An 18,857-nucleotide genomic window follows, 5' to 3' on the forward strand; every position below is an offset into this window, starting at 1 on the left:
GACATCTGGGACTGATCGCCATTCGTCGAGGTCTAACGATCAAGTTCCGGAAAATACGGATCGGAGAAAAACCGCCGACCGCGCTCGCCTTGCAAACAGTCGACCGGTGCTGCCGCGTCGACCGGGACGGACCCGGGATCGGCCCCGGGACCGGCATTAGGATCGGTAACACCGCTGACCTCGAGGACCAGCTTACGGCGTATGGCGGTCACGAATTCCGAAGCGGCATAGACCGGCAGCACGAAGGAGCCTGGCCCGCCTGTGACGCACTCCGCATAGTATTGGTCGAGATGGCTGAAGCTGGGCGACGGGCTGATCAGGATCGGCAGGCCATTGATGACGATGCCCTTTGCTATCGCGGCGTCGCGTGTCGTGGCGACGGGCATCCCGATATTGTTGGGGCCATCGCCTGAGATGTCGATGACGCTGCGCGTCGCGTCGAAGGCGGCTCCATCCAAAAGCTTGGCGCCGAAGGCGAGCGCACTGGAAATCGAGGTGCCGCGAAAACTCCTGAACGGGCGCGCCTCGATCTTGCCGGCGAATACCTCGGCGCTCTCGGCATCGTCGATGACCTGCCAGGCAATGACGGCGTCGTCGCGGACGGTGCCTGCCCATTCGAAATAGGCCAGCGCAATGCGGCCGTTCACGCCCGAACGCACCGCATTGATGAAGTCGGGGTGGCGCAGCGCCTTGACGTAGCCGGCGCGCTGCAGGGCGAATTCCTTTTCGTCCATCGAGTGCGAGATGTCGACCGCCAGCACCAGTTCGACGTCCACGGCAATGGTGTCGGCAGGCGCGGCCAAAGGTGCTGCCTGGGCACGGGCAAGGCAGGCAAGCAGGCTGACGCAGGTACCCCAAAAGCGCGCAGCGGTTTTGGGGTAACGACAAGCATCGAAGCAAAGACTCAAAGCGTGTCGCATGAATCCAACGCCGCAGGCTTCCGAACGATGCCGGCAATCTTTCGCCGCGATCACGGCAAAATAAAGCTTACGGCCGGCTATGCCTGTTGGTGGGCTTTGGCGACGGCCGGGGGTGGCTCGATCGCGCCGGCCCTGACGCGGACTGGCTTGAGAGCCGGTCGCTCGAAATCTTTCACGATCGCCAATGAGCGCGGGAAGAATTCAATATTCTGCTGGCCACGGCCGATATTGAGGATCGCGGCGTCGGCAAGACGCGCCTCCAGCATCGACAGCACCCGTCGCAGCGTCGCGCCGTCGAACGTGTCCAAAGCCTCATCGATGATCACCCATTTCGGCTGCCGCAAGACCAGCCGGGCAAAGGCAAGCAGGCGCTGCTCGTCATCGCTCAATTCGCGCTCCCAGCGCGCCGACCGGTCGAGCGAGGATGACAGCCGCCCGAGACCGACCTCGGCAAGCACCGCCGAGATCTCGGCGTCGCTGACCGCGGCATCGGCGTGGTCGAGCACCTCGCGCAGCGTGCCGGGCGGGAAATAGGGTTTTCGGGGAACGAAGGCCGGCACCTCTCCGGCCGGCATGCCGATCCGCCCGCTTCCCCACGGCCACAGACCGGCAATGGCGCGGAAGAACAGCGTCTTGCCGGCGCGCGGATCTCCGGTGATCATGACGCGCTCGCCGGCGCGGATCTCGACATGGGGCTCGGCGAGCTTGGTGCATCCATCCCGCGACGCAATTTCGAGCTTGTCGAATGTCAGCCTGCCGTCCGGATTTTTGCCGAACTCGATGCGCCTCTCGCTGTGGTGGAGCACATCCGTTTCAGCAAGCGCGATGCGGAAATCGGCGACGCGCATCAGCGTGGCGCGCCAATCGGCGATGCCGCCGATATTGTTGATGAACCAGCGCAACGAGGAATGCACCTGGTTGAAGGCGCCGACAGCCATCATCAGCCCGCCGAAGCTGATGTCACCGGCGAAATAGACCGGCGCGGCGACGAGGATCGGCGCGACGACAGTGATCCAGCCATACGTGTCGGTCACCCAGGAAAGATTGATCTGGGCGCTGTAGATGCGCCGCATCGCGCCCAGCACCGTGCCGAGGTCGAGCTCAAGCCGCCGTCGCGCGTCGGCCTCGCCGTGCGCAAGCGCGATGGCATCGACATTCTCGTTGACGCGGACCACCGAGGAGCGCAGCTCCGCCTCGCGCGTATAGCGGTCGCTGTTGAAGCGGATGAGCGGCCGTCCGACCAGCCAGCTCAGCCAGGAGGCGGTGCCGGCATAGAGGATCGCGGCCCACACCATGTAGCCCGGAATCGCCAGCGAATAGCCGCCGACATGGAAGACGAAGCCGGAAGACAGCGACCAAAGGACGCCGACGAACGAAACAAGCAGAATGAACGACTGCAATAGCCCTATGCCGAGACCTGTCGAAAGATCGGAGAGATGCCCGGCATCCTGCTGCAGGCGCTGGTCGGGGTTGACGCCGATGGCGCCGGCGTTGGCGAGCCGGAAAGCCCGCGCCGGCCGCATCCATTCACCAATCAGATCGACGGTCAACGCCTCACGCAGCTTCAGCCGGATCGTCTGGTCGAGCCAGGTCTGGCCGACATTGAGCACCACAAGCCCGCCCGCGATGGCGGAAAACACCAGAAGCTGGTGCAGGAAACCCTGCATATCGCGCCGAGCCAGCGCGTCGTAAAAGGGCTCGTTCCAGCGATTGAGCAGAACCTGCCCGATCGAGGTTGCCACAATGACGGCGACGATGCCGAGGCAGGCCCAGAGCAGTTGTTTGCGGATCGGCGACTTCGCCAGCGCCAGCCTGATTGTCGCCAGCTGGTCGCGCAGGCTGCTGGCCTCGACCGACGCGGCAATCGGCTTGGCGCCGACCTCGAAATCCGGATGATCAGCCATTGATGAAGATCCTTGAATTCGCAAGCGGTGCTGAAAACTCAATCGGGTAGCAAACCCGCCCACGACAGATAGGTGGGAAAAAGCGTGATTCCGATCACGAAAACGTCATCGGCGGCCCGGCGACGGCGCCTTCCCGCTCGGCGATATCCGGCCGAGCCTTGTGGCGCCATGCGGCGAGAAAACCGGCACGAAGACGCGGCGAGAGGCGCGCTGGACGACCGGCACACCCTGATAGAGCCGCTTCTGCGCCTCGACGACGATGACGCCGGAAAAGATCGGCCAGAACCTGCGGCCGGCGCGCTCCAGCACATTGTGGAACCGCATCATGAAGCGTCGCCGCGATGGCGGGAAGAACAGGGCGTCGGACCAGGCCGCGGGCGTGAAATTCGCTTCGCGCAGCAATTCGGTGAGCTGGCCGCGCGAGAAAGGCCGGCCGCTGCCGAACGGCGTATGCTCGAAACGGGCCCAGACACCGCGCCGGTTGGGCACGACGATGACGACGCGGCCTGCGGGCGACAGCACCCGCCAGATTTCGTTCAGCGTCTCGCGCGGGTTCTCGGCATGTTCGAGTGAATGGACGAGCAGCATGCGGTCGATGGAGGCATCGACCAGCGGCAATTCCTCATCGAAGACCAGCGCGGTCGCGGTCGGCCCGGTGGCCGGCCAGACCACCGCGCCTTGCGTCGCCGGCATGAAGGCAAAGACACGTTCGGCATCGGTGCCGAACCGCTCCAGCCACGGCAAGGTGTAGCCGAGGCCGACCAGCCGCTCATTGGGCACGACAGCCCATATCGAGGACAACGCCATGGTGATCGAGCGTTCGGCCAATCGCCCGAGCGTGGTCGAATAAAAGGAGCGAAGGTCGACGATATCGGAATGCATGCGCGGCACGCTATCTTCGATGCTGTCCAAGTTCAACAAAGGCGCCAAGTTCTACAAAGACGATGACATCCGCGGGCAAGCGCCCTATGTCTGCGGCGACTGCTGCATCGGCCAGAAATCGGTTTCGATTTCGGAAGACACGATGCAGCAGGTAAAAAGTGTCAGAAGCGTCCTTTGTGCGTCCAACTGGACGCGCGGCGCTCTAGAGCAATTCCAGGAAAAGTGTGAAACGGTTTTCCGTCCGGAATTGCGCAAAACAAAGAGATAGAGCGGTTCGGCGCTTCCGTGAAACGATGAACCGCTCCAGTGGAGAGATGCGATGCCGGTTGAAATCGAACAATTCATGTGCCGCAGCGACAATTTCGGTGTGCTGGTGCATGACCCGAAAAGCAGCCAGACCGCGATCATCGACGCGCCCGAGGAGGCGCCGATCCTGGCTGCGATCGAGCGCACCGGCTGGACGCCGACGATGATCCTGACCACCCACCACCATGTCGACCATGTCGAGGCCAATCTGGCGTTGAAGCAACGGTACAAGCTGCGCATCGTCGGACCGGAGGCGGAACAGGCCAAGATTCCCGGCATCGACGAAACCGTCGAGCAGGGTTCGGTCATCCACCTCGGCGAGGAGAGGATCGACGTGATCGCCACGCCCGGCCACACGGCGGGCCATGTCTCCTATCATCTGCCGGCGTCGAAAGTGGCGTTCACCGCCGACACGCTGTTCGCGCTCGGCTGCGGCCGGCTGTTCGAATGCAAGCCGCCGGTGATGTACGATTCGTTGAAGAAGCTCGCGGCGCTTCCGGCCGAGACGGTCGTCTATTGCGGCCATGAATACACGCTTTCCAACGCCCGCTTCGCGCTGACCGTCGACCCGACCAATTCGGCATTGAAGGAGCGCGCCGCGAAAATCGAAGCGCTGCGCGCCGACGGCAAGCCGACGCTGCCGACCACGATCGGTGAGGAACTGTCGACCAATCCGTTCCTGCGCTGGCACGATCCGGCAATCCGCAAGCATCTCGGCATGGAGAACGCCTCCGACGCCGAAGTGTTCGCCGAGATACGCAAGCGCAAGGATAATTTCTGAGCACCGTTGATGGTCTGGCATCCATGAAGGTCTGAGGAAAATGACCAGTTCCGCCGAAATCATCGCGGCGCTCGGCCTGAAACCGCATCCGGAAGGCGGCTGGTATGCCGAGACCTTTCGCGATGGCGCGGAAGGCGCTCGCGGCCATTCGACCGCGATCTATTTCCTTTTGCAGCAGGAGCAAGTGTCGGCCTGGCACCGCGTCAAGGACGCCGCCGAGGTCTGGCATTTCTATGCCGGCGCCCCGCTGGCACTGTCGATGCATCGGGAAAACGGGCCGCTGATCGAGCAGGTGCTCGGCACGGCATTGGCGGCGGGCGAGCGGCCTCAGATCGTTGTGCCGGCAGGCTGGTGGCAGTCGGCGCGCAGCCTGGGCGAGTGGACGCTGGCCGGCTGCACCGTGGCGCCGGGCTTCGATTTCGCCACCTTCGAGCTGGCCGAGCCGGGCTGGAGTCCTAGCCCAGCAGGAAACCCATCGTGATCGCCAGCTGGGCGGCATAATACAGCACCCAGACCGCGCGGCGCGTCCAGTCGCGGTGCGGCGAGATGGCGCTCAGCAGGAACTTTTCCGAGGCGAGCAGCCCGTCGGACGCCATGAACAGCACGGCGCCGCCGACGACCCAGAAATTGCTCAGGGTCAGCGCCGAAATGCCCATGGCAAAAATTGTCGCGATATAGACGCTGATGGGAAGGCGCAGGGCGGGGCCGACACGGCGCCAGAGCGCAAAAAGCATGGCGAGCGCCAACACGGCCATTGCCACGGCAATCGCCGCGCGCCACGGCTCGGCCGAGAGCAGCCCGACCCCCTCGCCGGAGCGCAGGAACAGCGCGATGTAAAGCCCATGCGCCACGAGAAAACTGGCCAGCCCGCCGACAAAAGCCTTTTCACCGTCGCGCGACAGCAATGCGTCGCCGATGGCGCTGAGCGCCAGCGCCGCGATCAGCAGCCACGGACCGCCCTGCAGCGATGCCAGCACAGCAAGCATCGCCACGGCCAGCGTCTTGACCGCGGAACGCGCAAGCGTCTGTGGCATGTCGATGGTGAAGGCGTAGATCACCGCGGCGGCCAGCGAAAACAGCAGCGTCGCATTGGCGTCGGCGTCGATGCCGCCGGGAAACGGCATCACGCCCCTGCCTCGCTCGCAGCCCTCTTGCGCAAGAACAGCGATTTCGCCGCAAGCGCTGCGCCGCCGGTGATCAGCACGCAGGCGGCGAGGATGCGCAGGGACGGTTCGGCGAAACCGGCTGATATCAGCACCAGCGTCGACAGCAGCGGCGCGGCATAGCTTGCCGCGCCCAGCACCTGGATGTTGCCGCGCTTGACGCCGATATCCCAGGCGTAGAAGGCCGCGCCCACCGGCATCAGGCCGAGGCCGAGCACGGCCAGCCACTGGCCGGCGCCGACAGGCAGCACCGTTTCTTCCAGCATCAGATGGCAGACAAGCGAAAGCGCTGCCGTGGCCGCACAGAACCAGGTGACGATGCTGGTCGGCACCGACGGAAAGCGGCGCGACAACAGCGAATAGGACGACCACAGCACGGCGCAGACGCCGGCCATCGCATAGCCGAAGGCATAGCGCGCGTCGAAGGCAATCCCGCCGCCCTTGGTGACGATCAGAAAAGTGCCGGCAAGGCCGAGCAGTGCGCCGACGACATGGTTCCAGGCCAGGCGCTCGCCCGGCATCAGCGCCGATCCGAGCACGATCAGCAGCGGCCACAGATAGGCGATGAGGCTCGCCTCCACCGCCGGTGCGTTGCGCAGCGCAGTGAAATAGAAGAAGTGATAGCCGAACAGGCCGGCAATACCGATCAGCCACACTTGCGGCGGTATCTTCTTCTCGCTCCCGGCGGTGGCCGGCATGAACAGCCGCGCGACGAGCCCGACGCCAGTGCCGATCGTGAAGGTGATCGCCGAGAGCAGGAATGGCGGCACCTTGCCGGAAGCGTCCGTAAGCAGCGCCAGCAGCGCCCACATGGCGACCGCCGAGAAGCCGATCAGTGTTGCGCGCCCCATGTCCGTCTCCGGCGGCGCGCGATCGCGCCTATTCTGTCGCTTCGAACCGCTCCGCGCTGACGGTGAGGGTGCCGATTTTCGTGCCGACCGTGGCGTGGATCGGCGCATATACGCCGGTTTGGCCGACCGGTGCAAACGTCACCATGATGCGGCTGCGCTTTCTCAGGTAATCCAGGGATTTGCGGTTCTTGCGATAACCCGCCACCGGCTCAAAATCCAGCCGGCAAGTGACGGTATCGCCCTCGTAGCCGCGCACCGAGGTCGAGCCTTTCGACTCGTAGGTCAGCCTGAGATCGGCGCGCATCTCGCCGTCATAGAGCTTCACCGTGCGCCCGCAGACCTTGTCGAGGCTATCGGCATGGATGACGGTGGCGGCCATCGGATCGAGCACCGAGGCGAGATGGCTGGCGGCCAGCGGTATCCATTTCTTGGAATTGCGCTTCTTCGGCGCAGGCACGACCTTGGTCGCGGTAACAGTGCCGTTGGCGAACTGGATGTCGATCATCGATGCCTTGTCGCCCGATTTGTAGTCGGCGCGGAACGCCTGCGGCTGCAATTGCTTGCCCAAAATCTTGCCCTTCGACGAGACCGTGCCACGCGTGTCGTCGAATATTGTGGCGAGGCCGGCGCTGGAGACGCTGCCTTCGATCGAATAGGTATCGCCTTCGTAACTGCTGGAAAAGCTTGCCTTGGCCACCGAGAAGCCGTGGACCGAAACCGTATACTCGCCCTTGAAGGATTGTTGCGTGGCGGCAGAAATTGCCGTCGGCAGCGCCACGGCGAGCGATGCAAGGAGAGCATGAGACGAACGAAGCATGGCGGGATCGATCCTCGATTTCAGCAGAAGCGCGCAACTCCAGCCTGGCATCTCCTTGTGCGACCGCTTATAGACTGAATTTCGGCCTTTATGTGAAAGACGTCGTCACACCCGGGCGCAAGCCGGAGCTTGACGCATCGCCGAAATGCAACTATGGAACGCCAACTTTTTCCATAAGGCCGCCTGACCGAAACCGCGCGCCACCCGGCGCGGGTTGAATGTTTGGCCAGACCGAGAACTGAAGGTTTAGAACCATGTCCCGCACCTGCGAACTCACTGCCAAGGCAGTCATGTCCGGCAACAATGTGAGCCACGCCAACAACAAGAGCAAGCGTCGCTTCCTGCCCAATCTCGTCAATGTGACGCTGATCTCGGAAGCGTTGAACCAGAATGTGCGCCTGCGCATTTCGGCCAACGCGCTGCGTTCGGTCGAGCATCGCGGCGGCCTTGATGCGTTCCTGGCCAAGGCCGACGCCAAGGAGCTGTCGCAGCGCGCGCGGCTGCTGAAGAAGCAGATCGCCAAGAAGCTCGCCGAACAGCCGGCCGCTTAATTTTTCAGGCAGCCGCCTTCGGCATCGGACCGAAAAGTGCGAAGCGGTTTTCGGAGAAATCCGATGGCCAAACAGCAATGGAGTGTCGTCCGAACTCGGCATGACACCCCGCTGGTTCCATTACCCAGGATAAAAAAATGAGCTTTTTCTCCCGATATCTGCCCTTTGTTGCGGCCATGGCGCTTGTCGTGGTGGCGTCGAACGTCCTCGTGCAGTTCCCGCTGCAGGGTGCAATCGGCGGCCTGTCGCTGGCCGACATTCTGACCTGGGGCGCCTTCACCTACCCGTTCTCCTTCCTGGTCACCGACCTTGCCAATCGCCGCTACGGCCCGGCTGTGGCGCGCCGGATCGTGTTTGTCGGCTTCACGGCGGCAGTGATCTGCTCGGTCGTCATCCCGCCCTTGCTGTTCCGCTACGGCCTGATCGAATTCGAGACGGCTGCCGACCGGCTGGTGCGCATTGCGGCGGCTTCCGGCACCGCGTTCCTGATCGCGCAGCTGCTCGACGTGACCGTGTTCAACCGGTTGCGCCGGCAGAGCTGGTGGCGGGCGCCGATCGTCGGCACGCTGGTCGGCTCGGTGTTCGACACCGCGGTGTTCTTCACGATCGCCTTTTCGGCGGCTTTTGCCTTCGCTGGCCCGAACGATGGCTTTGCGCTCGAAACCGCGCCGCTGATCGGCGTGCTGCCGGTCGAGGCCATGCGCTGGGTGTCATGGGCGCTCGGCGACCTCGGCGTGAAGCTGATCATCGCCGTGGTGGCGCTGATCCCCTACCGACTGCTTGCCGCCCGCTGGAGCCAGCCGGCACTGGCGGCATAGAGAAAAGATCATGCCCACAGGTTCTCGAGCATGATCCCGTGGGTCCAACTCGATACCGCGAAAACGCCTGGCGGCGACCATGCGCTGCGCCTGAAACAACGCGGCGCCGAATTCTCGATCATGCTCGGCTCGAACGAGCTGATGAACAGCCGCCTCAGCGGTTCTGAGGAAGCGCTGGCGAGGCTGTCCTGCCACAGGATTGCCGGCCGCAGGCAGCCGAAAATCCTGATCGGCGGGCTGGGCATGGGTTTCACGCTGCGCGCCGCGATTGCCGAGCTTGGCGCCGATGCCGGCATCGTTGTCGCCGAGTTGGTGCCCGCCGTGGTGGCGTGGGCGCGCGGCCCGATGGCCTCGCTGTTCGGCGGCTGTCTCGACGATCCGCGCGTGACCATTCGCGAGGCGGATGTCGGGCAGATCATACGATCGGAACCCTCGGCCTGGGATGCCATCCTGCTCGACGTCGACAATGGGCCGGAAGGGATCGTCCACAGGGCCAACGATGCCCTTTACAGTGTAGCCGGGCTGATCAGCGCGAGAGCAGCGCTCAAGCCCGGCGGCGTGCTGGCGGTCTGGTCGCAGGGACCCGACAGCGGCTTTACCCGCCGGCTCAAGCAGGCGGGCTTCGCGGTCGAGGAGGCCAAGGTGCGAGCCAATGGCAAGCGCGGCGCACGCCAAATCATCTGGATCGCGACCAACGGGGCCCGGCCTGCCGCAACCGGCGCCAAGCTGTAGCTTGTTATCGGCCGTCCTTTGCCGACCGCCTCTCAATCCTCGTGCAGCACAAATTCCAGATACAGATTACGCTGTAGCATCGAGTGGTTGTCGTCCGAGACCAGCGACACCATCAGCGCGCCGTCGTCGCGGGTCCAGACGTCGAGCCCTTCCATATTGTCGATCTGGTAGCCCATGTCGGCTTCCATCAGCATCGGCCCGTCGGCAACCGCGCCCTTCTCGACGCTTTCGCCATAGATGCGCCGCAGCCGCATCTTGACGCCGCCGGCCATCGAAAAGCTGCGCTCCAAAAGCAAGAGGTCGCCGTCCGGCAGGAAGGCGCCGTCGGCAATGTCGAAATTGCCGTTGCGCTTGACGGTGAAGACGCCCTTGTGCGGCCCTTCGATAACGGCCGCATAGATGTTGCCTGCCTTGTCGAGGCTCTTTTCCGAGACCACGACCAGCCCGCCTTGGTGCTGGCCGTCAGGATTGGCGTGGGTGACGGTCTCAAAGCCGCGATTGCGGCGAAGCTCCCAGGCTGGAATCAGGAAGTCGAGTTGCCTGAACGGCGGCTTCATGTCGCCCGGTTCGATCTTGAACTGTGCAATGCGGTGATCGCGCTCGAAGCCGACTGTGGCAATGCCGTCCTTGAGCGCAAGGCCTTCGGCGTCGACCTCCCATTTCTCGGCGATCAGCTGGCCCCCCTCGTCGGCCATCTGCTGCATACGGAAATTCCGGATGCCGGATGGGCGCTTGTCGGCATCATGGGTGACGGTGCCGAAGAACCAGAAACCGGTGTCCGCGACGCCGATGAAATCACTGCCGGGCTTGCGGAAACGAAACGCCGACAGCGCGCCGAAATCGCGTGACGGCGAGGTCATTTCCAGCCCGCCGACGAATTCGAGCGGGCCGAACCGCTTTTCGTCACCGCCGATATGAAACCGGTCTATCAGCCGTGCCGAGATTTCGATCGGCTCGACCGCAACGGTGCCGGCAGCGATGGGAGGCGACAAGGCGATGCCGGCAACGAACAGGGCTGTGGCGGCGAAAAGCGTCTGCCGAAAGCCGCCCCGCGAAAAAATCATCCGGCGCGCCGCATGCCGCCGCGTCGCGTGTCGCGCATGCTTTCCTCGCCAAACAGCGAGGCCAGTTGCTCGGTCATGGCGCCGGCCAGTTCCTCGGCATCGACGATGGTGACGGCGCGGCGATAGTAGCGGGTCACGTCGTGGCCGATGCCGATGGCCAGGAGCTCGACCGGCGAGCGCGTCTCTATCAATTCGATCACCGCGCGCAGATGCCGTTCGAGATAGTTGCCCGGATTGACCGACAGCGTCGAATCGTCGACCGGCGCGCCGTCCGAGATCATCATCAGGATCTTGCGCTGCTCCGGCCGGGCGATCAGGCGGTTGTGGGCCCACAGCAGTGCCTCGCCGTCGATGTTTTCCTTGAGCAGGCCCTCGCGCATCATCAGGCCGAGATTGCGCCGCGCCCGCCGCCATGGATGGTCGGCGGATTTGTAGATGATGTGGCGCAGATCGTTGAGCCGCCCAGGATTGGGCGGCTTGCCTTCCTTCAGCCATTTCTCGCGTGCCTGCCCGCCCTTCCAGGCGCGGGTGGTGAAGCCGAGGATCTCGACCGAGACGCCGCAGCGTTCCAGCGTGCGCGCCAGAATGTCGGCGCAGGTGGCGGCGACGGTGATCGGCCGGCCGCGCATCGAGCCCGAATTGTCGAGCACCAGCGTCACCACCGTGTCGCGGAATTTGGTGTCGCGCTCCTGCTTGAAGGACAGCGGCTGCATCGGGTCGATGACGACGCGCACCAGCCGCGCCGGATCGAGATAACCCTCCTCGAGATCGAAATCCCAGGACCGGTTCTGCTGCGCCATCAGGCGGCGCTGCAGCCGGTTGGCCAGCCGGCCGACGACGCCGGACAGGTTGGCAAGCTGCTTGTCGAGGAAGGCGCGCAGCCGATCCAGCTCTTCCTCTTCGCACAAATCCTCCGCACCCACTGTCTCGTCGAAGGCGGTGGTGAAGACCTTGTAGTCGATCTCCTTCGACAGATTGGTGAAGGGATTGTCGTTGCGGCGCGCCTCGCCGGGTGTCTCGGCATCGGCGTCGTCATCGTCGGACAGGTCGTCGGCGGTAGCATCGGATGCCTCCGTCTCGGCCGATTGCTCGTCGTCGGACGACGCCTCGGTGTCGTCCGACTGCGACTGCTCGGAGCCGGAATCGTCCTCGCCGCCCTCTTCGCTCTGGTCCTCGCCTTGCGGCTGGTTTTCGTCGTTGTCTTCGGAGTCTTCGGTCTCCTGGTCGTCACCGAGTTCCTCGGCCATTTCCATGGAAGCCAGCATCTCGCGCACGACGCGGGCGAAGGCCTGCTGGTCGTCGAGCTTTGCCGACAGTCCGTCGAGATCGGCACTTGCCTTCTCCTCGACCCAAGGGCGCCAGAGGTCGACCAGCCGCTCGCCGCTCTTCGGGACAGTGCGGCCGGTCAGCTTTTCGCGCACCATCAGGGCCAGCGCCTCCTCGATCGGCGCATCGGCCTTGTCCTTGACATCGATGAGGTTGGCCCTGGCGTATTTGTCCTCGAGCATCGAGCCGATATTGTCGGCGACACCCTGCATGGCGCGGGAGCCGATCGCCTCGACGCGGGCCTGCTCGACCGCATCGTAGATGGCGCGGGCCTGTTTGCCCTCCGGCGCCAGCCTGGTGTGGATGCGCGTGTCGTGGCAGGCGCGCTTCAGCGCCATGGAATCGCCGAGCCCGCGGGTGATGGCGATGTCGGCCTTCGAGGCTTTCTTCGGCAGTTCAGGCAGCCGGGCGCGGCTGCCGGCGAGCGCCGGCCGATCCTTGGCGAAACCGACTTCGAGGTCCTTGTCGCCGGCAATCGCGCGCATGCAGACGGTGACGGCGCGCTTGAAGCTGTCGGCTTCAGACCCCGTCTTCGACTTGTTGCGCGTGTTGTCGCCTGGACCCGCCATCGATCATTCCTTGGAGCATGACCCCGAAAATCGGAATCGAGCCATGCTTAGCCCAGGACCACGTTGGCGGCGCTCTCCGGCAGGTCCTGGCCGAAGGCGCGCTGGTAGAACTCGGCGACCAGCGAGCGTTCCAGCTCGTCGCACTTGTTGAGGAAGGTCAGCCTGAACGCCATGCCGATATCGCCGAAGATCTCGGCATTCTCGGCCCAGGTGATGACCGTGCGCGGGCTCATGACGGTCGACAGGTCGCCATTGATGAAGGCCGAACGCGTCATATCGGCGACACGCACCATCTTGCTGACGATCTCCTTGCCCTTGGCATCGCGATAGTGCTTGGCCTTGGCCAGCACGATGTTCACCTCATTGTCGTGCGGCAGATAGTTCAGCGTGGTGACGATCGACCAGCGGTCCATCTGCGCCTGATTGATCTGCTGGGTGCCGTGATAGAGGCCGGTGGTATCGCCGAGACCGACGGTGTTGGCGGTCGAGAACAGCCGGAACGCCGGATGCGGGCGGATGACCCGGCTCTGGTCGAGCAGCGTCAGCCGTCCCGACGATTCCAGCACGCGCTGGATGACGAACATCACGTCCGGACGGCCGGCATCGTACTCGTCGAAGCACAGCGCGACATTGTGCTGGTAGGCCCAGGGCAGGATGCCGTCGCGGAATTCGGTGATCTGCAGCCCTTCCTTGACGACGATGGCGTCCTTGCCGACGAGGTCGATGCGGCTGACATGACTGTCGAGATTGACACGCACCATAGGCCAGTTGAGGCGGGCGGCGACCTGCTCGATATGCGTCGACTTGCCGGTGCCGTGATAGCCCGACACCATGACGCGGCGGTTGTAGGCAAAGCCTGCGAGGATCGCCATCGTTGTGTTCTTGTCGAACAGATAGTCCGGATCGATGTCGGGCACATGCTCGCTCGTCACGGAATAGGCCGGCACCACCATCTTGGACTCGAAGCCGAATTTCTCCTTCACCGGCACGGTGGTGTCGGGCAGGTTGGCGATGTCGCGATCGACCTTGTTCATCTTTATCAACGTCTCCACGGGCGAAGCGCCTGATTTCGCCGGCAATCGATTTTGTCCGGGGGCGGTCTTAGAGCCTTTTCCAACCTTATGAAAGTTGGAAAACGACACGGAGGTCGCTCAGCACAATCCTGCCTGCTTGAGCACGCGATAGGCCTGGAGCACATCGCGGAACCGGTCTTCCGAACCTCTGTCGCCGCCATTCGCATCCGGATGGTGGCGTTTCACCAGTTCCTTATAACGCGCCTTTATGTCCTTGCCAGTCGCCTTTGTATCAAGGCCAAGCGTTTCCAGCGCCTTGGCCTCAAGCGGCTTGGCCTTGCGCTCACGCGCCTCGCGCGGATCTTTTGGGCCTTTGAACAGGTCGAACGGATCGCGCATGCGGTTGTAGTAGCCGGCGCGGCCGGAACGCTGCTGGGCGAAATCGGGCGAGGAGCGCGTCGAGGCGCCGTTGACGCCCATCTTCCATGTCGGCCGGTGGCCGGTCATCGCTTCCTTCTGGAAGCGGGCGATCTCGGTATCGGGGACACCGGAGAAATAATTGAAGCCCTTGTTGTACTCGCGCACATGATCGAAGCAGAACTGAAAATACTCGCCCTCCTTCATGCGCCCGACCGGCGCCCGATGGGTGCCGGCCTCCTTGCAACCGTCCCACTGGCAGATCGGCGAACGAGACTTCAGCTCCGCATCCTTCTCCGGGCGGATGCGGATTTTCTCGAAATATTTGGGGTACGGTTTCATCTCACCCATTTATGGGCTGTTCGCCGGTGCGAAACAAGAATTGACATTTTCGCGATGATCGCCCTAACCGCTGAATCGCGGCATAAAGCGGGCGATCGGCGAATTTTGTCGCGACGGCGGCGCCGCGCGTCCTTCCGGACGCGCAAACGGCACCGATTTTCGGGGGTCATGCGCCAGCCATATGTGGTGAAGGGAAGTACGAATGTCCATACAGTCGACGATGGAAGGCAAGTTGAAGAAGGCGTTTTTGCCGGAGCGGCTGGTCATCATCAACGAAAGCCATCTCCATGCCGGCCATCACCATCAGGACTCCGATCATCACGGCACCTATGACGGCACCGGTGAGACGCATTTCCGCGTCCGCATCGTCTCCTCAGCCTTTGCCGGCATGAGTCGCATCGAGCGCCACCGCGCGGTCAACGCATTGCTGGCCGACGAATTGAAGGCTGGTGTCCATGCGCTGGCGATCGAGCCGGCCGCGCCGGACGAAAAGACCAGGTGGTAGACCTCAGAGCAATTCCAGGAAAAGTGTGAAACGGTTTTCCCGGGAAAAGCGCATAGCGCTTTCCCTAGGGAATTGCGCAAAAACAAAGAGATAGAGCGGTTCGGCGTTTCCGTGAAACGATGAACCGCTCTATCCGAGCGCTGCCTTCAGGAAAATCATCACCGCACGGGTCAACGCGTCGCCTTCGTCGCCGAAATCGCGGTTGATCGACATGTGCGAATAGGCGCTGCCATCGAACAGTGTCACCTCCGTTCCAGTCGCCCGCAGGCGCTCGGCGAAGGCCCATGAGGCTGCCGCACGACCCGCTGCGCGCGAATAGGCGATGAAGGTCGCCGGATGTTTGCGGCTCCCGACATGGGTGGCAGGCGACAGCATTCGCCACTGCGCCGGGTCGGGAAAGGCCTTTGCATAGGCCCGTGTCATGCCGCCGCTCCTCGCAAGCGCCTCCAGGTCATAAGCCCTGGTATCGTTCAGAACCAGCGCCGCGACGCCGGGCAGACCGCCGCGCAGCCCGGTCAGTGCGGCGAGATGGCTGCCGGCCGAATGGCCCATCACCGCAATCCGGTTCGGATCGCCGCCGTATCCGGCGATGTTGGCGCGCACGTAGCGATAGGCCTGCTCGACATCGTTGGCCTGGGTGGCGACATCAGCCTCAGGCAGCATCCGGTAGTCGATCGAGACGAAGCAGAAGCCATTGTCGAGCAGGAAGTCCGGCTTGACGTCGACGTTGGTGCGATTGCCGGCTCGCCAGGCACCGCCATGGATGAAAACGATCACAGGCAGGGAGTTGGCGCCGGCGCGCGCGTAGATATCGAGCCTGGCCGGACCGTAGTCGATAGTTTGCGGAGATGGCGAAAGCCGGCGCGACGCCGCCGAAGCGCTGGCCGTCAACAAAGCCATCGACATCAAAAGCAGGGTTCGCCGATCGATCACCGTCACCTCCAGACAGCCCGGTCGAAAGTGCACGCCGGCGCGGCGAGCGTCCAGGATTGATTAGCCGCGAAAGAACCTATCAGAACTAAATCTCGCCGGCCGGCCTGATCCTCAGCCTTGCAATCCGGTTCTTGTCGCGCTTCATGACGACGAAGCGCTTGCCGTGAAAGGTGAAAGCCTGCTTCTCGTCCGGGATCAATTGCGTCTCGTGAATGACGAGACCGGCAATGGTGGTGGCTTCTTCGTCCGGCAGGTCCCAGTCGAGCGCCCGGTTCAGGTCGCGGATCGACACAGTGCCGTCGACGACGACGGAGCCGTCGGCTTCCTGCTTGACGCCCTGCATGTCGATATCGTGCTCGTCGGCGATCTCGCCGACGATCTCCTCGATGATGTCCTCCAGCGTCACCAGCCCCTCGACCTCGCCATACTCGTCGACGACGATAGCGAAATGCGCCTTGCGCCGCAGGAAGGCGTTGAGCTGTTCCTGCAGCGTCGTGGTATCGGGCACGAACCACGGTTTTGAAGCGATCTTCATCACGTCGATCTTGGAAAAGTCGTTGCCGACATCGTTCAGCGCACGCAGCAGGTCCTTGGCGTGCAGCACGCCGACGATGTTGTCGAGCGAGCCCTTCCACAAGGGCATGCGGGTATGCGGGCTCTGCAGGATCTCGCGCACCACTGCCTCCGGCCCATTGTCGGCATTGACCGAGCGCATGTTGGTGCGGTGGACCATGACATCGGACACTTCGAGCTCGTCGAGATCGGACAGGCGGCCGATGCGGGCGCGACCCTCGCGCACCACCTGGCCGTCGCGTCGAAAATCGTCGACGGCGCTGCGCGATTCGTCATGGTTCGAATGCTGCGGCTCGATGCGCTGCAGTTCATAGCCGAATGCAGCGAGCAGGCGCGCGCGAAAGACACAGGCGAGCAGGCCGAGCCCGGCAAGGACAGCAGCGACAATCCAGCCGGCCTCGCTCATCCCGGTCGGCTGTTCTGCTGACCCGGTCGGCCTCTCGGCTGACCCGGTCGGCCTCTCGGCTGACCCGGATGGTTCTCCCTCAGAAACGACAGCACTTCCGACGCCGGCACGTCCTTGGCGATGAAGGCCTGGCCGATGCCGCGCGTCAGGATGAAGGTCAGCGCGCCGCGCGACACCTTCTTGTCCTGGGTGATGAAGGCAAGCAGCGCTTCGGCGTCAGGCAATTCACCCGGAATATCGGCCATGCGCCAGGGCAGGCCAACGGCGCGAAGATGCGCCTCGACGCGCGCCGCATCGTCGGGACTTGCCAGGTTGAGGCGTGACGAAAAGCGATAAGCCAGCGCCATGCCGATGGCGACGCCCTCGCCGTGGACGAGACGGGCGCTGTCATATTGGGTGGCGCCCTCGAGCGCGTGGCCGAACGTGTGGCCGAGATTGAGCAGCGCGCGGTCGCCGGTCTCGAACTCGTCGCGGCCGACGACATCGGCCTTAGCGCGGCAGGCCTCGGCGATGGCCTCGGCCCGCTGCGGGCCGCCGGCGAACACCTTGCCCCAGTTTTCCTCCAGCCAGGCGAAGAAGTCGGGGCGATCGATGAGCCCGTATTTGGCGAGTTCGGCATAACCCGCGCGGAATTCCCGTATCGGCAGCGTGTCGAGCACTTCGGTGTCGGCCAGCACCAGTTTCGGCTGATGGAAGACGCCGACGAGGTTCTTGCCACGCGCACTGTTGATGCCGGTCTTGCCGCCGACGGAAGAGTCGACCTGCGCCAGCAGCGAGGTCGGGATCTGCACGAAATTCATGCCGCGGCGCACGATGCCGGCGGCAAATCCGGCCAGATCGCCGATGACACCGCCACCGAGCGCGACGACGACATCGCCGCGTTCCAGTCTTGCGGCGAGCACGCCGTCCACCACCTCTTCGAGATGCGCGAAACTCTTGGTCTTTTCCCCCGCCGGCAGCGTGATGACGGCGGGCCGGATGCCGCCCTTTTCAAGGCCGGCCCTCAACGTCTCGAGGTGGGCGGCGGCGACATTGACGTCGGTGACCACCGCGGCGCGCGTGCCGGGCAGGCGGCGCGAAATCTCGGTGCCGGCGCGCAACAGCAGGCCGGAGCCGATCAATATGTCATAGGCGCGATCGCCGAGCCCGACTTCGACGGTGACTGTCGCGTTGCTTTTCACGAGCCCACCTCGCCTGTCGCGGCTGCCACGCCGAAATACCCGCAAAGCGCGTTCACCACCTCGGCGGCGATGACCTCCTTGCGATCGTCGCGGGTCGGCACGGTAACATCGGCGGTTGCGTAGACCGGATAGCGCTCGGCCATCAACCGCTCGATCACGGCACGGGGATCGGCGCTTTTCAGGAGCGGCCGGTTCTGCTTCTTGGAAACGCGGTCCATCAACAGGTCGATCTCGGCCTTCAGCCATACCGACACGCCATGGCCGGCAATGGCCTCCCGCGTCGGCGCGCTCATGAAGGCGCCCCCGCCCGTCGACAGCACCTGCGGGCCGTGTTCCAATATGCGCAGGATGACGCGCTGCTCCAGCGCCCGGAACTCGGGCTCGCCATAGCGTTCGAACAGTTCCGGGACGCTCATCCGCGACACGCTTTCGATTTCCTGATCACTGTCCATGAAAGGCAGTCCCAGCATCCCCGCCACCTTGCGGCCGATCGCCGTCTTGCCGGCGCCCATCAGGCCGACAAAGACAATGGAACGGCTGCCCAGCCGGCCGAGCAGCGCGGCATGGCTCTCATCGGGAGGATTGGCTGGCAACGCGTTCATGACACCATGATGTTTCTAAGCAGGTTCCGCAAATCTATCCCAGGATTTGCGACAGAACCTGCGACAAGCCAAAGAATCCAGGCAGGCATTTTCGGGCTAGCCCACGAATGCCTGCTTAGACCCCTCTTTGCCGGCGTATCGACATCAAAAGCCTGATTGCGTCAAGCGTGGCGCCGCCGCACGTCGTCCGCGCTTCGCCCT

Annotated in this window: 21 protein-coding genes; 7 read left to right on the forward strand and 14 right to left on the reverse strand. The window is 63.7% G+C overall.

The genetic code is table 11. The features are described 5' to 3' along the window. Window positions 1-32: 32 nt before the first annotated feature. From AC0L2V_RS20565 to AC0L2V_RS20575, 3 genes are all read right to left on the reverse strand, one after another. The gene (locus AC0L2V_RS20565; RefSeq protein ID WP_245277581.1) at window positions 33-803 is read right to left on the reverse strand and encodes a DUF1194 domain-containing protein; all 771 of its coding nucleotides are present in this window, start codon (window positions 801-803) and stop codon (window positions 33-35) included. Between the two features lie 194 nt (window positions 804-997). Beyond that, window positions 998-2,824 (reverse strand): ABC transporter ATP-binding protein/permease, encoded by a 1,827-nt coding sequence (locus AC0L2V_RS20570; protein ID WP_473521021.1) that lies wholly within the window; start codon window positions 2,822-2,824, stop codon window positions 998-1,000. 105 nt (window positions 2,825-2,929) lie between these two features. Next, entirely contained in the window at window positions 2,930-3,706 is a 777-nt protein-coding gene (locus AC0L2V_RS20575; RefSeq protein WP_091593108.1) for a class I SAM-dependent methyltransferase, read from the reverse strand. Between the two features lie 19 nt (window positions 3,707-3,725). Here AC0L2V_RS20575 and AC0L2V_RS20580 point away from each other — a divergent pair, with 19 nt between their 5' ends. From AC0L2V_RS20580 to AC0L2V_RS20590, 3 genes are read left to right on the forward strand one after another with little or no spacing between them, the layout of a single operon-like run. Next, window positions 3,726-3,974 carry a hypothetical protein gene (locus AC0L2V_RS20580; protein ID WP_473521022.1) on the forward strand — a complete coding sequence of 83 codons (249 nt, stop codon included), beginning with the start codon at window positions 3,726-3,728 and terminating at the stop codon, window positions 3,972-3,974. Window positions 3,975-4,025: 51 nt separating this feature from the next. Continuing rightward, window positions 4,026-4,793 (forward strand): hydroxyacylglutathione hydrolase, encoded by a 768-nt coding sequence (gloB, locus tag AC0L2V_RS20585; RefSeq protein ID WP_473512126.1) that lies wholly within the window; start codon window positions 4,026-4,028, stop codon window positions 4,791-4,793. A gap of 40 nt (window positions 4,794-4,833) precedes the next feature. After that, a complete protein-coding gene (locus AC0L2V_RS20590) occupies window positions 4,834-5,274 on the forward strand; it encodes a cupin domain-containing protein (protein ID WP_473521023.1) in 441 nt (146 codons plus the stop codon). Here the strand turns inward: AC0L2V_RS20590 and AC0L2V_RS20595 are convergent. From AC0L2V_RS20595 to AC0L2V_RS20605, 3 genes are read right to left on the reverse strand one after another with little or no spacing between them, the layout of a single operon-like run. After that, window positions 5,249-5,917, reverse strand: coding sequence for a lysoplasmalogenase family protein (locus AC0L2V_RS20595; RefSeq protein WP_473521024.1), 669 nt, complete (start codon window positions 5,915-5,917; stop codon window positions 5,249-5,251). The two genes, AC0L2V_RS20590 and AC0L2V_RS20595, sit on opposite strands and share 26 nt — an antisense overlap. Continuing rightward, window positions 5,917-6,807, reverse strand: a complete 891-nt coding sequence (yddG, locus tag AC0L2V_RS20600) for an aromatic amino acid exporter YddG (protein WP_473521025.1) — start codon at window positions 6,805-6,807, stop codon at window positions 5,917-5,919. Before yddG ends, AC0L2V_RS20595 begins: the two co-directional genes overlap by 1 nt. Before the next feature lie 28 nt (window positions 6,808-6,835). Then, complete coding sequence (locus AC0L2V_RS20605; RefSeq protein ID WP_027153410.1) at window positions 6,836-7,624, reverse strand: DUF3108 domain-containing protein; 789 nt, start codon at window positions 7,622-7,624, stop codon at window positions 6,836-6,838. A gap of 254 nt (window positions 7,625-7,878) precedes the next feature. On the opposite strand from AC0L2V_RS20605, the gene rpmB reads away from it, so the two are divergent. The 3 genes from rpmB to AC0L2V_RS20620 all read left to right on the forward strand — a co-directional run bounded on the left by rpmB (window position 7,879) and on the right by AC0L2V_RS20620 (window position 9,725). Beyond that, a complete protein-coding gene (gene rpmB, locus AC0L2V_RS20610; RefSeq protein ID WP_023797188.1) occupies window positions 7,879-8,175 on the forward strand; it encodes a 50S ribosomal protein L28 in 297 nt (98 codons plus the stop codon). 137 nt (window positions 8,176-8,312) lie between these two features. Continuing rightward, window positions 8,313-8,993, forward strand: coding sequence for a queuosine precursor transporter (locus AC0L2V_RS20615; RefSeq protein ID WP_236368731.1), 681 nt, complete (start codon window positions 8,313-8,315; stop codon window positions 8,991-8,993). Window positions 8,994-9,023: 30 nt separating this feature from the next. Next, on the forward strand, window positions 9,024-9,725 hold the full coding sequence (locus AC0L2V_RS20620) for a spermidine synthase (protein ID WP_473521026.1): 702 nt from the start codon (window positions 9,024-9,026) through the stop codon (window positions 9,723-9,725). Window positions 9,726-9,757: 32 nt separating this feature from the next. On the opposite strand, the gene AC0L2V_RS20625 is transcribed toward AC0L2V_RS20620, so the two are convergent. The 4 genes from AC0L2V_RS20625 to AC0L2V_RS20640 form a co-directional block, all read right to left on the reverse strand. After that, the gene (locus tag AC0L2V_RS20625; RefSeq protein WP_473521027.1) at window positions 9,758-10,789 is read right to left on the reverse strand and encodes an esterase-like activity of phytase family protein; all 1,032 of its coding nucleotides are present in this window, start codon (window positions 10,787-10,789) and stop codon (window positions 9,758-9,760) included. Continuing rightward, on the reverse strand, window positions 10,786-12,684 hold the full coding sequence (gene cobT, locus AC0L2V_RS20630) for a cobaltochelatase subunit CobT (protein WP_473493823.1): 1,899 nt from the start codon (window positions 12,682-12,684) through the stop codon (window positions 10,786-10,788). The genes AC0L2V_RS20625 and cobT overlap by 4 nt, the downstream gene beginning before the upstream one ends. 47 nt (window positions 12,685-12,731) lie before the next feature. Continuing rightward, window positions 12,732-13,718 (reverse strand): cobaltochelatase subunit CobS, encoded by a 987-nt coding sequence (gene cobS, locus AC0L2V_RS20635; RefSeq protein ID WP_128246076.1) that lies wholly within the window; start codon window positions 13,716-13,718, stop codon window positions 12,732-12,734. A 117-nt stretch (window positions 13,719-13,835) separates the two neighbouring features. Next, complete coding sequence (locus AC0L2V_RS20640) at window positions 13,836-14,465, reverse strand: J domain-containing protein (protein WP_036262308.1); 630 nt, start codon at window positions 14,463-14,465, stop codon at window positions 13,836-13,838. A gap of 193 nt (window positions 14,466-14,658) precedes the next feature. On the opposite strand from AC0L2V_RS20640, the gene AC0L2V_RS20645 reads away from it, so the two are divergent. Then, the gene (locus AC0L2V_RS20645; RefSeq protein ID WP_091593128.1) at window positions 14,659-14,961 is read left to right on the forward strand and encodes a BolA family protein; all 303 of its coding nucleotides are present in this window, start codon (window positions 14,659-14,661) and stop codon (window positions 14,959-14,961) included. Between the two features lie 129 nt (window positions 14,962-15,090). Here the strand turns inward: AC0L2V_RS20645 and AC0L2V_RS20650 are convergent, their stop codons facing one another. From AC0L2V_RS20650 to AC0L2V_RS20665, 4 genes are all read right to left on the reverse strand, one after another. After that, window positions 15,091-15,894, reverse strand: a complete 804-nt coding sequence (locus tag AC0L2V_RS20650; protein WP_473521028.1) for an alpha/beta hydrolase — start codon at window positions 15,892-15,894, stop codon at window positions 15,091-15,093. An 85-nt stretch (window positions 15,895-15,979) separates the two neighbouring features. Further along, entirely contained in the window at window positions 15,980-16,873 is an 894-nt protein-coding gene (locus tag AC0L2V_RS20655) for an HlyC/CorC family transporter (protein ID WP_091593130.1), read from the reverse strand. Next, a complete protein-coding gene (gene aroB, locus AC0L2V_RS20660) occupies window positions 16,870-18,054 on the reverse strand; it encodes a 3-dehydroquinate synthase (RefSeq protein ID WP_473521029.1) in 1,185 nt (394 codons plus the stop codon). Before aroB ends, AC0L2V_RS20655 begins: the two co-directional genes overlap by 4 nt. Continuing rightward, on the reverse strand, window positions 18,051-18,656 hold the full coding sequence (locus tag AC0L2V_RS20665) for a shikimate kinase (RefSeq protein WP_027153418.1): 606 nt from the start codon (window positions 18,654-18,656) through the stop codon (window positions 18,051-18,053). The genes aroB and AC0L2V_RS20665 overlap by 4 nt, the downstream gene beginning before the upstream one ends. Window positions 18,657-18,857: the final 201 nt, after the last annotated feature.

It is taken from the genome of Mesorhizobium sp. WSM4814, from assembly GCF_055811595.1.